Here is a 16,586-nt window from a genome sequence, read left to right as displayed (position 1 = left end):
AATAAGCTTGCCTTGATTGGCTTTGTTCTGCCAGTTCGATAACGTTTGCATCGCTATGCCAAGTTGCTTGGCTGTGGCTGAAACATTACCGTTATTGTCTGCTATCTTCTTAACGGCTTCTGCTTTAAATTCGTCACTGTAGGTTCTTACTTTCTTGGTCATGGTAAACTCCGATTAATACGCTTAGTTTACCAAGTTTACCTCTACGGTTTCTTCAGCATAGCTCATATTGACCCTACATTCATACCTCCTGATTCAACTAACATCCGTCTTATAACTCCCCCTAATTACAATGGGTGGAGTGATGATTTTGAAAATTGGGTAGTTTCAAAAAATGATTTAATTGATTCAAAAGAAGTCATCTTAAACCATTTTCAGAACGAAGACTGGTTATCCCTAGATAGGCATATTGAATTTGAGCCTAATAAGAAGTTAGGTGATGGTGACCATTCTGGCTCATATCAACGTGTATGGTATATGATCAACGCATATTTGGTAAAAAATGAAGACTTTGATCTGGTCGTATCAAATATACAGAATAAAAACTTTATGGGTCGATGGATGCCTGAGTCTGTAGAGAGGTATAACGATATATTCAACTTAGAGTATTACTGGTCACCTTTACTTGAAATCTATGATAATGAATATTATGGTAATTCTGGGTGGCAAAACATATATGAACGCCGAGTTGGTTCAGATGAAGATAGTTTAGGTGAAGTTTACGTTTGTTCAGAAAGTCATATTTCAGAAGGGATAAAAAATCGTGATTTAGGCTATAACATCAGTGCACCTGCTAGATTATTATTCGAAACTTTGAGTCTAAAAAATGATAAGTTCTCTGGTTCATGGGTTGATAAGCATGATGAATTAGTGATGTTCGACGCTTCTTTTTATGGTAATGAATCTGGTAACAACCTAATGGTGAAAAAGGACGCATTAGAAGAGCTGCAAAAAAGCACTGGATGTAGAGTGATCTGGACAATACTTTCAGAGAAGATTGCGATGTACGGAGGTACCAAATCAACTGAAAAAAGGTTAAATATTTCGGGTGTATATTACCTAGAGGATGGTGAGTTGGTCGGTGAGGATTTTTTCTTTACAACTTGATTTTTATAAGTTATTTACAATTAATTAAACGTTACTGTAGTTAGTGTGGCTCTCTGACTTGAAATAAAAAAGCTACTTAAATGTAAGTAGCTTTTTTATATGCCTATTTCTAACCTTAAAATAAGTTTATGAAATATGAGTTTATTCATGAAAGAGCTAAAGAGTAACTATTGTCACTAATCAAAAATTAGATGTACATTTTTTCTCACATTTATCCAGATAAGCATCCAAATTCTTACGCCGATATACAATGTGGCCACCAGTTTTACTGTACGTTATTGCATCAGACTTATGACAGCGCATATACTGCAGAGTGTTCACGGATTTGTTTAGATAGGCCGCTGCGTACTCAGGCGAAAATGGAGTGTCAGCAGATGCATTCGCTACAGTTTCTTTCATTAATGTGAGCTCATCATGTGTGTAATCAGCCCATTTCTTTTTCTTAATATACATAGTTAAATCTTCATCTTTGTTAATGTCATTCAACAATACAATGATTAGAATTAAATAAATATAAATAGCAATGAAAAAAAACTACTATAAAGTGTGGATATAAGCAAAAACTCTAATTTTTGCTTATGTTTACTTTTAAACTTACATATCAGTTACAATTTCTAAAAATAAAAAATTGCTACGGGGAGAGTAGATCAGTATGAGTAACTTCAGTAGTTTTAGAGGCTAAGTATTTTGAGACATAACTACGATAAGGAAATAAATTAGCAAAGATATTATCAATCGTAGCGAAATCTCAAATAATTGATCTTTTAAGCTAAATAGCAATTATGAAGAATATGGAGTAGGCTTATCGAGCCACTTTTCCAATGCTTGTTTAATATATTCGCTTGGAAGTCTTTCTTGTTCTAATCTCTTAAAGCCATATATTCCTCGGCGCAATTCTGTAAATAATGTTAACTCGTCATGAGTTAAGTGTGTTGGCTCATGATTTATAGAGTCCGGCTCATCTACCATACGATTGATAAACTGTTTTATCGTTTGGTCGTCCATCATGATAGCGGTCAACTTTGGACAGTATTCTCTGGCGCGGCTTAATATCATTAAACCTTCAGAGTCAATATCGCCCCAGTACGCTACTGTCTTTTTCTGTAACCAGCCAGCATTCATCCAATTAATATTTTTACCACCACCTGCAACTGCAATAGTATTTTCTGTTTCTGAGAGTGCTAAGCAAGATTGCTCATTTTCTACGACTAAAATATGTTTAGCAGGCAGCGCTTGGCTATGTAGAACATGTATCGGTAATCTTAAAATAGGCAAGCCAGATAAAGCATATCTTGTATCAGGGCACAAAGGTCGTACCATTAACCAGCCTTTAGGCTTATCCAAGCATCCGAGCCAATAAGCTAAGCCTTGTTCTTTGATTTGCCCAGGATAAAAAGCTTCCAATAAGGTCTCGATAAGCTTGTGATAGGTTTCTATAAACTTGGTATCAACGTAACATACTGGCAAAGCGCGCAAGTATAGCCCGGCACCCATTCCTTTTTTTAATTGCGGTATAAGCGCGACCAGTAACTTTAGATCATCAGCACTCAAGTTATCAACAACTTCTAACATATCAATGAGAGCAAAAAATAAATTCTCGTGCCAGCTATCTGCAATCTTATTTGTACTGTTAGCAGATGACATTGTCATGCCTTTAGCGATTTCGGTATGAAGGTAGCTTAGTTTTTTTTGCCAGTCTTTAAGCTGCTGGCGTGCCGATGCGCCTAATATTTCAGACAGTGCTTGAATATTAGGAATAGTTAAAGTGATAGGAAGGGTCTGTTCAGAAAAATGTCGAAAGCTATTATGCTGCCATTGCACCATATCAGCGAAAGCAAAATTACGCCACGCTTGCACAAATTCGTGGAAATGCAGTGTATGGTTGAGTAATTCATTACCTGTTTTGGGAGGCTTTAGGCTTATGACAATAGGGAAGGCTCTTTCATTTTTTAAACGGGCTTTAAGGCGTGGTAGATTGTCCCACTCTCGCTTTTTTAGTTGTGTGATGACTGCTGCAGGCATCAAACCCCAATTTGGTGTTTCTGTAGTTATCATCTCTTTAGTCATGAAGCTCAATACCTAATTCTGCAATTTCTTGGTTGTCTTGGGAGAACTGTTCAAGCTTATTCTTTGCCAGGATGTTATCCACTTCTTTCCAAGTAACTTCGCATAATCGGCTTTCATGATGTTCTTGGTTACGCTCAGCAATCAGTAAGCTTCTGGCAGATTCACGTGCCAAATTTAGGTTCTTAAATGGGGTGATTAAGTTGACATGAATGTTTAGCTTTTTGAATACTTTTAGTACGCGGCGACTAACTTGTTCGGCAGTATTTGAAAAAGCTTCGTCCAGAAACACAGTACTATATATTGGCATATCACAGCCATCGGGCGTTAACACATAAGCGAGGCTTGCTGCAACAATCATACCCGCAAAAGATTCTTTTTCGCCGCCCGATTTGCCACTTGATGAGCTGAGCACGTCCAAGACCTCTTGTGTATCGTTATCAATTTCTTCAGCAAAAAATGCCAGCTGATAGCGAGGGTCTAATAAACGTAAACTTTCAAGGGTAGTACTCGAAGTGGAGCTAGTAGCTTTATCCAATATGTCGATGACCTCTTTAAGTAGGTAAAACCTTCTTGTATGGTTATCGTCGTTCACCGCAGAGAGGGCCTGATTGAGTTTTTGGTTAAAGGTTTGTACATGCAAGAAGTTTTCACGTTTTAAACTGAGCTTAAGATGAGAGTCTTGCCTAAACTCAGTTTTCTTTAATACCTCATTGATATGTCCAATACGCCGACGAATATCGTCATGCACCATAGATAAGTGATTACTTAGACGTGCCAGCGATTGAGTGGCATGTTTGTTTAAGCGTTTTTTAAATTCATCCAGTAACTCAGGTAATCCCTCATTGCTTAATTGGTTCAAATGGGCGATATAGTCATCCATACCATTCAGCCCTGTTTCCCATTCAACCGTATAAGCCTGCCATTGTGGTTTTGATTTATAGCTACTCATAATGCCGATAGCTGTATGAGTATATTTGTTGAGCCTACTTTGGTTTTCGTTTATTTTTTCTTCAAGCTGTTTGGTTATTTGCGTTTGATAGCTAGAATTGTCAAGCTCGATATTACCAACCAACGCCTTTAGCTGCTGTTTTACCTGCTCATCTAACTCTACTTCAGCTAATCTCTTAGATCTATCAAGCTCCTTTTGCACAGATGATAACTCTTGCTCTTTTGCACCGTTTTGACGCACCTTCTCTTTTTTATCTTGAGCGACTTTAGATAAAGCTTCTTCAGCATTATCAAAGCGTACTTTAGCTTGTTTTAAATCGCCTTGGGCGTTTTCAATAGCGCTTAGCTCATGTTCCTCATGCTCCAGTCTTTGTTGCCAATACGGTACATTGATTTGTGACCATTCAAATTCCTCTAACTTCTTCCATGAGGATATTTGCTCACTGACACTACGCATGGCTGCGCGTGCATCTTTCCAGTGTTTACTATCTTCTTGCAGCTTTGTTTTGAGCTGCTCTATTTCTACTTGCAGCAATGCGAGCTTGTTTTTGTTGCTAAAGCCCAGTTGCCAATGACGCCTATCATTAATACTCTGCAAGTCTTTTTTATCAAAGCGGCCTTTTTCTTTATGAATTAATCCTTGCCGAGTCATTGAAAAAGCAGTGCGGTCGAGCTGTTCGGTGTTAGCCACACACAGCAAATCATAACGAGATAAAAATGTTTTGAGCCAGTCACGATAAGAGTGAGTACGCCATTTTAGCTTACATAAAAAACCGTCAGCTTTAAATGCAGTATGGCTCTTAGCTTGTTGATTATCCAATACTACTTGTACACGGACATGTAATCCTGTGTGCTGGCTATTAAGCCATTTAGTAACAAGCGAGTAATACTCTTTTGGTACAAGTAATGTGGTTTTTAATCCTCCAAGTGCTCGCTCGATAGCGCCTTGCCAATCTTGTTCATCTTCTTCTATATCGACCAATTCACCGATATACATGAGTGTATTAGGATCAATGCCTAAACTACGGGAAATTGCGTCTTTTAGTTGGTTAAACTTCGGTGGAATATTTGAGTTAGGTTGGCTTTTAAGTGCTTCAATCTCATTTGATAGCTCTCGATGGTGTTCCTCAGTTTCATTTAAAGCAATGGCGCAGTCACCAAATTCACGTTCACGGTCTGCTTCTTGCTCAGCGAGATGCTCTTGAATATTATTGGCTTGAGTAATATTGCTGTGAAAAGTCTGCTCATCTAAAGTGGTTTTAATACTTAGGTTACGGCATAGTATTTGGTAACGAGAGGCGTTCGCATTGGTGCGGTTAAGGGTATCTTTAGTAGCTTGGATGTCTTTTTTTAGGCTATCAATGCGATTGCCGCCGAGGTTCATATATTCATCACGGCAGCGGTTTACTGTTTCAGTAGCATCACGCTCTTGTTGTTCGATTTGCGCAAGATCGCGCTCTAATTGCTCTAGCTGTTGTGACAACTGCTGTTGCTTTTGCTGATATAGTTTGGCGTAGCACTGAGCAAAATAGATCGGCAGCGCTTGTTTTTGCTTAGAAGTGTCATTAATAACTAATTGTGTTTTTACGATATCATCAGCAAGCTTTGGTAAGCGTTCAAGGTGGGTAACTTGCTCTTTGGCATCTTGCAGGCGAGTATGAATGGCAACCAAGTCACCGAATTCTTTCACAATCTCTTTGGCGTCATCACGAACGCCACTTGGCTCAAGTACCAGCGTACGAATCAGCTCAGTTAAGTCATCAATCTTTTTTAGACCCAGCGCTCGCGAGAGAAGGGCCGGCGCGTTTGGGTTGTCCATATAGAGCATGCGTCGGTACAGCTCTTGATAGTCGCCAAAATTATCATCACAGCAAGTTACTTCTGGCTGCATGCTTAACCATTGTTTTAATTTACGGACATTGCCTTGAGCAAACTGATCTAAGACCTCTGACAGTGGCAACTGTTTTTGAGCGACTACATACAGTCTTTTCACATCACTTAACGAGTTACTAGCGACAGTCGTCCAAAATAGTGCCAATAAAGTCATTTTTTGACCATCGTCACTGAGATATTCAGCAGATAGTCCTGTAATAACACCTTTATCGCGCTTACTTTTTACCTTAGTGTTGATACCATCGTGCGCTGAGCCAAAACTGCCACGCATGTAGCTGATTAGTGAGCGGTCACTTTTGTCATTTTGTGCTGCTGCGACATTAAAAGTCGCTCTGCCAGCAGGCATGAGCAGTGCCATTAATCCATCAATTAAGGTGGACTTTCCTGAGCCATTATCTCCTGTGATGAGGGTTCCTTCCACGTCGATATTTGCCGTATGTAACCCATGGAATGACCCCCAATTAAATACAGACAGTTTGGCTAAGCGTATTTGGCTAAGTGGCGTGATGTTCAGAGTCGCGTCATTTGATGATTGTTGCATTATATTCATCCTCATTCGCCAAATAAATCGGACTGATTATCTATAGATTGATTATTGGAAGTTTTTTCGGGTTTTACTTTGTTTGTAGATTGATTGTTTAAGGAGTCATCTTGAGAATATTTTTTATCTTCGAAATCGTCATTTTCAAAAGTAGGTGACTCTAATTCTGTATTTGTTGTACCTTGTGCCAAGCGCAGATATTCACCCAGCATACTCTCTAAAAAATCAGCACTGACCACATAACGAATCAAAGGCGTTATCTCGTAACGATCATCATTGCCGCGAATGCTACTTAATAAATGGCGACGGCTAAGCTCTTTGAGTCGCGCGCTCAATTTTTTAAGATCTCGGCTGGTATGATCAGTTAATGGTAAAAAAGGGATGAGTAGCGATGACAGGCGTTCAATGTCGATGATGATTTTTTGTTCACCACTGGTTTCGCGCTCTTGATAATATTTTCGCAACATTAACAATATCAAGGTGTCATATAAGCTCAGTGTGCGTTTGCTAATCAGCGAGTGAGTGTGCTCATCATCATTACTATCTATAAGCTCATCTGCTAACAGGTCTTTAGGGTTGCTTGTACTTGCTGAATCAAAGCTATCTTGGCTGTTGCCTGCAGTCTCACTATCAGAACGAGCAATAAAAGCAATACCTTGTCGCTCATCTAAAACTAAGGTTAAGTAGACCTCAGACAAATGGCGCTGAATCATCGACTGATATCGGCATAATGAATGATATAAATTAGGTTTTTGCGCATGAAAAATAACCCCATGGCGCATGATATGTACTAAGACGCGACTGGCATCGCCAGGCATAGGGTCTAGCATAGTATTTTTAATCGCAGACTCATCGTTAACACTTTCGCTATCAGGACTAATAGTTTCGTTCTCATTGGTTGATGTAGATGCCTTATCGTGATTACTACTAACGGCAGTGTCACTGTTGGTACCAATTACCATGTCAAAAAAATGATTGGATACACTCATTCTAATCCTCTATATTCAGTCCGTTGTCATTAGTCTTTTATAATTAGTCTTATTAGAAGGTATGGTTACAGCGATAAGTCTTCAATATTTTCAGGGAATAAAGAAGGCGTTAGTAGCATTGTTGGTATGCTGGCACGTAACATATTGCCTTGATGGTCATTGATGATAACTTCCTCCACTGATGCAAGCTCAGTAGCTTTTACAGCACGGGCAATACGAATGTAAGCAACTAATTCTTCAAGCCCTTCACTAATGGGTAGTTGATGAATAAGCTGAGAAATGGTTTGTGGACTGTTTTGCATGAGCATAGACTTTACTTTTATGGCCACTTCTTGCACTTTAACTGAGTTTAGACTCGCAAGCATCTTGACGCTTGGCTCACGGCTATTAATATGAGGTGTTGTGAGGCCCATTTGTAGCTGCTCATCGGGTTGTTTTAGTCTGATTGAGTCTGGAGATGACAACTCAATCTTACCCACAGACAATGACAATGAGGTGTTTGATTTTAAGTTGCACTCTTCATTACGTAAGATTACCGCCAACTGCTCAAGCTTGTTGATGAGTTTGCCTACGGTACGGTTTTCGCTCATTGCGCCACTTTCAATATAGGCTCTTAATTCTTGTTCGGTACGTCTGCGAATGCGAAGTACTCTTTCGCTCTCACGGCTCAGTTCTGCTATCAAATCTGCTAAAAACTGACGTTGATGTAAGCTTAAATGCTTTGCTGCTGGTGTTTGTAAGACATACTGCAATTGCTCACGAAACTCTGTGACACGGTTATAATCACATAATAGTTGAAAAAAACCTTCAAAAGCACTGCCAGCTTCGGTCTCTGATAACACATTTTCTTGTTTCATAACTTCATTTAGCAGATTGCCTCTTGAAGTAGCGTCGTCGATCATCTGTATGCGAACGTCTTTATCAAGTTTACGTATTTGTTCTTCTAATAGCCTAAAATCACCGGTGAGTTGTGACGCAAGCTGGTATATTTCACGGATATATTCACGCTGTTCATTGTCGCTCAACGTATGTACCACACCTGCCTGCAAATCGTCTATTTGACGCTGAATGGCTGCTTTTTTTTCTTCAAGTAACTTAACTCGGCTATCAGTATCTTCATTGGTAACGACCACAAAATCTCGAACAGCTTCTTGTACGATACGCAAGTGTGAGGCACTGACACCAATACTACGTTCTTCTAGCCCATGACAAAAGCGTATCACCATTTCTGTTGCATCAGTTTTGGTCAATAGATCATCAAGTTCACGAAGCCAGCCCTGAGCTATCCATTGATTAAGGTAAGTAGTAGCGTTGGTTTGGGTTTCCCAAATACCAAGATTACGACTGTGTTCAATTTGCGCCTCTAATAGTAATTTAGCTCGGTTATAGGGCACTTCGCTACGTTCACTGAATAGATCAGAGATAAACGCCATTATGTGCGGTGCATTGTCTGCTCGCATCAATCGCCATCCTGCATGCTCTTGATATAAGCGCCGATACTTAGCAGATAGACCTTGAAAACTCACAATAGACTCCTTATCGGATAGAGGAAATTAACCCCAAATTTATTTAATATGGCAAATATGCTTGTCAGTCTATTTTTATTATTATCAAACCCCGATTTTCACAAAGCCACCTGACAAATATTATGATTAGCAAGTTGTAGTGCTAGCTTTATATAAACAGGCTTAGATGAATTATCACCATAGTATTTTCATATTGTGGTTGATAATCAGTATTTCTATAAATACTATTTATAGACCCGTAATATTATAGGTAATCACATCTGATAACTTTTAAACATATGGATATAAGTTAATGCTGCAAGCGCCCATCACTTCATAACCACCTTGCCAGCCGCACCATCCATGCGATAGTTTTTAATGTCCCCGGCGATAACTAAGTTAATGGCTTTTTCAATCTCATCAAGGGGAACATTGAACCACTCTGTCGCCTTGTAAAGATTATTATCTGCTGCTTTTGAAGATACTTTGACTCTTTGATCATAGAAGAAGGCATGCAAGACCCTTTCCACACTACGAGCATTGGCATCATAGACTTGCCATTCAGCTATGATATCTACGGGCTGTTGCAAGAAAGCGGTATCCCTAATCGAGTGTTTAGTACGCGCTTCTCCTGTAAGGGTTGAGAAGCCAATTTTGTGCAGATGTTTATAGTGCGCTAAATCACTTGGGGTCTCAGCCAGCTTAGCAACATAAATGACACCGGTAAGTTGTCGCTCGTCCCCAAAGTTTTTGGCGAGCTCATCGTCCATCCAGTCAGGATCAGTGATTAATAACTGGTAGCTGTTTTCGTATTTATATTGAGCAGTAGCCAATGAATGTGTGAGCATATTGGACTCTGTACCATTAGAGAATATTAAGCGTAATCTCTCTTGGCTACGGGTATTCTTTCTGGCCTCTGCTTTATAAATATTAGCCACATAGCAAAGCATGCCGTTTAAAACAAATACGCTGCCAATATTGATATCTTTCACTGATGAAAAGTTAGTTTTAGTAAAAGCACCCGTTTGAATGGCTTTAGATATGCGCTCAAAGGTTGCTTCAAATTTATAAAAGTCCTTACATTCAAACCGACTGGCTATATCTTCGTCATTATATTGATCGTAGCTGGCACGTGTATTGCTCTGATGGTCATTGACTAAGATTTCAGAGTGAATATTGTCAAAAAGTCCTAGGTCATCACTGTTGAAAATATCATCTAGACTATTAATAACAGGAAGCTCGCTAATAGCCTCAACTACCGGCTCAGCTTTTTCAGTGCCAGCGCTATTTGTCTTTTCAGACTCATTATTCTTATGACTTATACTTTTGTCTGAGAGTGTCGGTTTGTCGTCAGATAGGGTAGCGGCCGTACTTTGAGCAGTTAATAAACCATGTCTATCTAAAGCTAGCAGTTCTTGCGAGTCTGCGTGGTTGGTTTGTATAGTCGCTAACAGGCGAGCTTGTATCTTTTCATTAATATCGTTGGCACTGCTACTGGGACGGCGTCCATGCTTATCAATAAAATTGTTTATGTCGTTAAACTGCTGCGCTAAAACACTATTAGTATCTGTGCTTTTGGTAGTAGGCTTAACATCATCAAGTAGGCCAGTACTGTCATTGATAAAAATATCGTCTAGCGTTTTGTACTCACGACTTTGATAGATCTCATCGAGTTTAATCATGACTATTGGCTTCTCGTTTTGCTTTTTGGTTTCTGACATAAGTGATAACCTCAGCCATACGTCGCTCGATAGCGTCCTCTGAGTTTTTACTAGGTTGACGATTTCTATTTTTCATAAATGCAACGATCTTTGGCCACATCAGAACCGCTTCTTCCTCAGTAACAGTAGAACGGCTGGCATGCACAACGTCATTAATGGTTTGCAAGACTTCTTTGTCCACTGTCCTAGAGAGAACTTCATACGCATCATGAAAGGGGTTGACGGAGCGCACAAGATCGATAGAAAGGTTGTTCACGTTGACAAATTTACTACCAACCTTCACAAAGCCGTTGCTAGGGTTCGAGTCATTACTGCTGCTTGATTTGGTGTTAGGGTTGTAAATTTTTGCGTCAGCTGGCAGGTGGCGCTCTTTAATAATGTCACTTTCATTGAGCTGACCTTTCCGTTCAGCGTTTAGAGTGGCGATATCGACATATTCAGTGCCTTGCTTAATAAAAAAACGCTCATTTTCGATGACCGCATCCTCAGGAATATCCTTACCTTCAACCACGCCACCTTGGCGGTTAATAGCCATATACTGCATGACACCTTCTTGTACTTGCCGTACCTCATTGGTTTCCAGCGCTGGGTATTTACTACGAATAATACTAGGGATGACGGAATCTGATACGGCTTCTGTTTCTACGTTATTGGTCTCAGCAGCGATATACTTTTTTATGTTCTCTGTATTTTGGGCTAACTGCGCCAATATCTCATCACGGTCTTGGTTGAGTATCTTCATGACTCGATCGGAGGGCGGGTTTACTGTATCGTCAATGATAATGGTACCTGCCGGCAAGTCGGCCTTGCCTAATATATCCAGCTCACTACGACGTTTAAAGTTGATGTTAGGTTTGAGCACTTGCTCCATCAGTAGCGATAAAGTAATGGCTTTTAATAAGTCATTAACAGAGCTTGTCACCTCAGACTTATCTGCTTCTGGTTCAGCGATTAGGTTAGTAAATTGAGCATGGTGTTTGCCCTTGCTATCGCGTGTTGAGCGGCCAATAATCTGCACCACTTCAGTCAGCGAGCCTCGATAGCCAATGGTCAATACATGTTCGCAATACTCCCAGTCAAAGCCTTCTTTTGCCATGCCAAGAGCAATAATGATATCCATCTGATCGCGAGAGGTAATATCAGCTAAATAAGCCTGAGTGTTCGCCCGCATAGCGTCATCAGTCACTAGGTCTGCGAGTAGCAATTGCTTACCGTCATGTGCGCGTACGGTGATGACCCCAGTCTCTTCATCGCGAGACTCAACTTCACCAATGACATCTATGATACGGCCAACGGTCTCATACTTGTCTGTCTCAGCAGTGAGACTGTTGACGTTAGGAATGTGAATGATGGTCTTCTTACTGGTGTCCAAGCATTCATCTAAGGCATCAAAAAATGATTTTTTATAAAAGTGATAGCCGAGCCCTAATGATTTTAAGTATTCATAACCATTCAGCTGTTCGTAGTAGGTGTAAGTTACCTTATCGAACTTCTCTTCGTCGCTATCTGACAAGATGGGCACTGAGTCACCACGGAAATATGAACCCGTCATTGCCACAATATGCGCGCTAGTCTGTGTCATAATGCCATCTAGTATGGCACCCAAGCGATTAGAGTCATCCGCTGACACGTGATGGAACTCATCAATACCGATCAGCACATCGTTAAATAGCTCAATACTGCCGCCATCTTCAATCACTTTGTCAAAACCATATCGAAAGCTATGATGGGTGCAGACTAATACTTGGGGTAGGGCGCTGTCATCTACATCTTGGCTAATAAACTCTGAGAATATCGCAGTCTTACGTGTATCACTTTGAGCGAGACTTAAGCATAAGTTATAGCGGTCTGCCACCTCCCAATCGGCAAAGAATCCAAAGTCGCTCAGCGGCGTTGATTTAAAGGATTTACCGATACTCATCTCTGGGACGGCAATAATGACCTTTTTGATACCTTGGTTGATAAGTTTATCCAATGCCAAAAACATCATGGCACGTGACTTACCAGAGGCCGGCGGCGACTTAATCAGCAAATACTGGCTATTACGCTTCTCGAATGCACGCGCCTGCATTTCGCGCATGCCAAGCTCGTTGTTCTGTTTACTTTGACCCGTGCGGGCGTAATTTTGATTTAGGATATTAACAGTGGCAGTCATAGTCGATTCATTATAGGTAGAGATGCTTGTAAGGCTGTAGCGTCGTAACAATAAAGCTCATTTGTCATAGCAATAGTGTGAAGTTAATAGACACAAGTTATCGTATTATCATTACGATCAAACTCAGCCTTTTGATCAAAGACACCGTCCATCCAGTGTGATGTCTGACGTGTTTTGAAATGCTTCCACACGCTTTGCATGTCTGCATTCTTGGCAAACTTCAGGACATGTGCACCACCTTCTGACTCAGGTCTAAACTTATATTGATACTCTGTTATAGGTTGTTCGCGGTATTTGACACCATCTGCAAATTTAATATGGTATTCGGTATATTCATAATTAGTATGAATGCTAATATCCTTCATCAGCGGGCTATAACCAGGGGCCCATTGAGAGCGCGGAGCTATAGAAAATTCATAAATATCACCATTTGCATTCGGTTCTGCAAGCGTCTTCATTTTCATCGATCTATCAATGAATTTATTATGATGTTCATTGATAGAGCTATAAATGGGCCCATCACCGATACAGCCATCCTCCATCCATGCAAACAATATAAACATATCGCCTTCAGGAAGATCTTGACCATTTTTGCCTTTTAGCGATATGAGATCACTTTGCGATGCAGCTGATGCTTGACCTGCAGAAAACATGAGTAGGGCAGCAATTGCTGCGCTTGATAAGATTTTGGATACCATAATGAAACGCTCTTTATAAAGGGTTTAAAGTTGTTTTGCATAAATACTAAAGGACGCTACTTACCTGTCTTTTGGGCTTTCTTTTTAGCTTTGCTCTGTTTTTCCGCTTCGATAAGCTGCTCATAACGAGCCAGCAAATGCGCCAAGCGCTCTTCGGTATTGGCAAACCCTTGTGGGCGATACAGCTTGTCCACCGCATCGTCGAGCGTGCTATGCGCCTGCTTTAAATCATCAGGCATCTTATCGGGATCGTATAGCTCTGCTAGAGTCATGCCAGCATTGCTGGCGCGGGCAAGTAGGATTTCTTCCGCGAGATTTTTAATGTGCTGTTTCTGCTCATCAGTTACATCAGGAAATGGGAAGGTGTTGTAGACGATGGTACCTGAGTATCTATAGTCGCTTTTTAGGCGGCCAGCAACTAGGCGCATCCAGTCGTTATGAATAATCGAAGTTAATATCCCAAAATCATATAAAGAGCTATTAGTTATAATCTGAACTAAATTTGTAGCTATTGTTTGCTCATCTATAAAGCCTATAGGTACGTATCTTCTACGCTCTGAACTTACACTAGGTATTAGAATAGCTTGATTTGGATTTTTTGTTTCTCTAAACAGGTGAGGCTTTTCTGCTAGTTTATTCGCGCTTTCATCATCACAATCTAAACGGTATTCCCGTACTTTTTCTACTCTTTCTTTTATCAAAGAAATAGAGTTTATTTCATTTTGATCTATATCCTTTAACCATAAACACCATCTATCTTTACCATTTAGATACTCATCAGAACCAACGACTTTTCTTAACCATTGACTTGCTTCAGGACTTTTGAGAATCAACTCATTTTTTTCTTCACTATTTAATAATAAATTTCCATCGTCATAAGGCATATTGCCTTTAGAAATTGGAGGAACAGAGCATAGTGGCTTACTACGTCTAGAAATCGCTATATTGCCTCCCTCAAACAAATAAGGAGTGATGTTTTTAACTGTTTTTCTACTAGTATTACCCTTAATATTTATGTAAATATCTTTACTTTCATTATTGTTTGTTGAGAGTCCTATGATAACTACATGAACATTTGCATTATCTTTCGCATTATTTTTCCAAATGAATGTTTGGTAAGCAAACTTAATTGTAATACCTAGGTCGAATATATATGGAAAGAGCATTGCTACCTGTTCACCTTGCACTACTGAATTTGTAGCAACGAATGCAAGTTTAGCAGAACTATTTTTAATATAGTCAGCACCACGCCAAAACCAAGAGGTGACATAATCTAAGGTTTTATACTTCTTAAAACCTTTGAAGACAATAGCCATATCTTGATTCATACTTTCAGGTCTTTTTACATTCCCTTTAAATGGTGGGTTGCCAATAATATAAATCTCATCACTGCCGTTATTTGGACAGACCTCATTCCAGTCCAACCGTAAGCTATTGCCATACACAATATGCCCACTGTCTTTCAGCGGCAGCATTGGCTGGGATACACCGAACTCCTGCTTGCACAGCACATTCATTTGATGCTCAGCAAGCCAGAGTGACAAACGCGCAATTTGACTGGCAAAGTCGTCATACTCGATACCGTATAAATTATCCAAGCTCACCACACTATCAAAGCCTAGACCTAATAGATTGTCATTAGAGCCTAGTAAATCGCGTTGTGCCTTTAATATATCGATTTCTAGTTTACGCAGTTCCTTATAAGCAATGATCAAAAAGTTGCCTGACCCGCACGCTGGGTCAAATATTTTGATTTGGCTGATACGCTTAAGTAGGGCATCTAAACGTTCGGCTTTATTATTCTTATGGCGATTGTCATGACTCAATGCTATGACTGTATCTAGCTCTTCATGTAGCTCATCTAAGAATAATGGCTGTATGACCTTCATGATATTGCTGACGCTGGTGTAATGCTGTCCTAAGCTGCCACGCTGCTCAGGGTCAATCACCGCTTGAAACATGGAGCCAAAAATATCGGGGTTAATCTCGGCCCAGCTCAAACGTGCGCACTCTAACAAGATACGGCGGGTGCGTGCATCAAACTCCGGGATGGCAAAGGGATATTCAAATAAGCTACCGTTCACATAGGGGAATGCACTTAGGTGAGTGGGCTTGGCATCGCGCTCGGTGCTAGACTCAGGTAAGTTGAGAATGTCAAACAGCTCATATAAGACGCTATCGACATCGCTACCGTCTATATTGGTAGTGCCATCGATCACATCATGGAACTGATCTGGCTTAAAGATACCCGTATCTTCGGCATAAAAGCAGAACAGTAGTCTCGTCAAAAATATATTAAGCGCATGTAAGTCATCAGCAGTATTAAACTCGTTGAGCTTACGAATATGATCAAACAAACGCCCCATTTTCTCTGACGCCTGCACATCGGCTGGGTGCTCTGAGTACTCACGCGCACGCTCTAGGCCGGCAAGTGGCAATAAAAAGTGGTAGTTCTTATAAAGATCAGCAAAATCGCAGTCAAGCGTCTCATCATACTTAGTGTCGTTAATCAGTACTGTATTGAAGTCTGTCACCATTACCATACGGATTTTGTGCTGATTAATGATTGGACTGCTTATCACCTCACTTAGGGTTTTAGCAAGGTCTTGGCCTTCAGCGACAGGCTTGAAGTAGATGCGATGCTTATTAGCAACCTCACCAGCTTCAGGGTTGGCGGCAACGTTAAAACGGCTATCGTTCTTTTTAAGTGCCGTTATCGTGGTTTTCGAGACATCGAGTAGCTTTAGAAAATCAAAGATAAAGTCGTCTTTTTTATTCTTATCAATGACTTTGGTGGTTAATTTGTCTAAATCTTCAAAAAACTGGGTTTGGTTAAATGCCATGGAGGTCTCTTTCGATGAATTACGGGTATAAATTAGCAGGCTAATGTGCAATTATAGCGCTATCTTATCGTATTTGAAGGCTTAAGTGTTCTGAAAAATAGGGTGGATATAGTGTTTTA

General features: G+C 40.2%; 11 protein-coding genes. 1 reads left to right on the top strand and 10 read right to left on the bottom strand.

The window, feature by feature from the left end:
- On the bottom strand, positions 1-162 hold a 162-nt coding region (locus tag HL061_RS02880), incomplete at its 3' end, for a transposase (protein WP_252962504.1).
- Between the two features lie 315 nt (positions 163-477).
- Between HL061_RS02880 and HL061_RS02875 the strand changes: the two genes are divergently transcribed.
- On the top strand, positions 478-1,107 hold the full coding sequence (locus HL061_RS02875; RefSeq protein WP_252962503.1) for a hypothetical protein: 630 nt from the start codon (positions 478-480) through the stop codon (positions 1,105-1,107).
- Positions 1,108-1,287: 180 nt separating this feature from the next.
- Here the strand turns inward: HL061_RS02875 and HL061_RS14015 are convergent, their stop codons facing one another.
- From HL061_RS14015 to HL061_RS02835, 9 genes are all read right to left on the bottom strand, one after another.
- Entirely contained in the window at positions 1,288-1,506 is a 219-nt protein-coding gene (locus tag HL061_RS14015) for a helix-turn-helix domain-containing protein (RefSeq protein WP_156770958.1), read from the bottom strand.
- A gap of 381 nt (positions 1,507-1,887) precedes the next feature.
- Complete coding sequence (locus tag HL061_RS02870) at positions 1,888-3,174, bottom strand: DUF3322 and DUF2220 domain-containing protein (RefSeq protein WP_252962502.1); 1,287 nt, start codon at positions 3,172-3,174, stop codon at positions 1,888-1,890.
- Positions 3,167-6,556: an ATP-binding protein gene (locus HL061_RS02865; protein WP_071001766.1), complete on the bottom strand. Its 3,390-nt coding sequence runs from the start codon at positions 6,554-6,556 to the stop codon at positions 3,167-3,169. Before HL061_RS02865 ends, HL061_RS02870 begins: the two co-directional genes overlap by 8 nt.
- 11 nt (positions 6,557-6,567) lie before the next feature.
- Positions 6,568-7,545 (bottom strand): DUF4194 domain-containing protein, encoded by a 978-nt coding sequence (locus tag HL061_RS02860; RefSeq protein WP_252962501.1) that lies wholly within the window; start codon positions 7,543-7,545, stop codon positions 6,568-6,570.
- A 65-nt stretch (positions 7,546-7,610) separates the two neighbouring features.
- Positions 7,611-9,071, bottom strand: a complete 1,461-nt coding sequence (locus HL061_RS02855) for a DUF3375 domain-containing protein (protein ID WP_252962500.1) — start codon at positions 9,069-9,071, stop codon at positions 7,611-7,613.
- A gap of 308 nt (positions 9,072-9,379) precedes the next feature.
- Entirely contained in the window at positions 9,380-10,771 is a 1,392-nt protein-coding gene (locus HL061_RS02850; RefSeq protein ID WP_252962499.1) for a GIY-YIG nuclease family protein, read from the bottom strand.
- The gene (locus tag HL061_RS02845) at positions 10,725-12,926 is read right to left on the bottom strand and encodes a DNA helicase (protein WP_252962498.1); all 2,202 of its coding nucleotides are present in this window, start codon (positions 12,924-12,926) and stop codon (positions 10,725-10,727) included. Before HL061_RS02845 ends, HL061_RS02850 begins: the two co-directional genes overlap by 47 nt.
- A gap of 83 nt (positions 12,927-13,009) precedes the next feature.
- Positions 13,010-13,624: a hypothetical protein gene (locus tag HL061_RS02840; protein ID WP_252962497.1), complete on the bottom strand. Its 615-nt coding sequence runs from the start codon at positions 13,622-13,624 to the stop codon at positions 13,010-13,012.
- Positions 13,625-13,680: 56 nt separating this feature from the next.
- Positions 13,681-16,467, bottom strand: a complete 2,787-nt coding sequence (locus tag HL061_RS02835) for a DNA methyltransferase (protein ID WP_252962496.1) — start codon at positions 16,465-16,467, stop codon at positions 13,681-13,683.
- Positions 16,468-16,586 lie beyond the last annotated feature (119 nt).

The sequence above is a fragment of the Psychrobacter sp. PSP genome (genome assembly GCF_024085615.1).
Lineage (GTDB): Bacteria > Pseudomonadota > Gammaproteobacteria > Pseudomonadales > Moraxellaceae > Psychrobacter > Psychrobacter pacificensis.
This window is presented reverse-complemented; position numbering and strand designations above follow the sequence as displayed.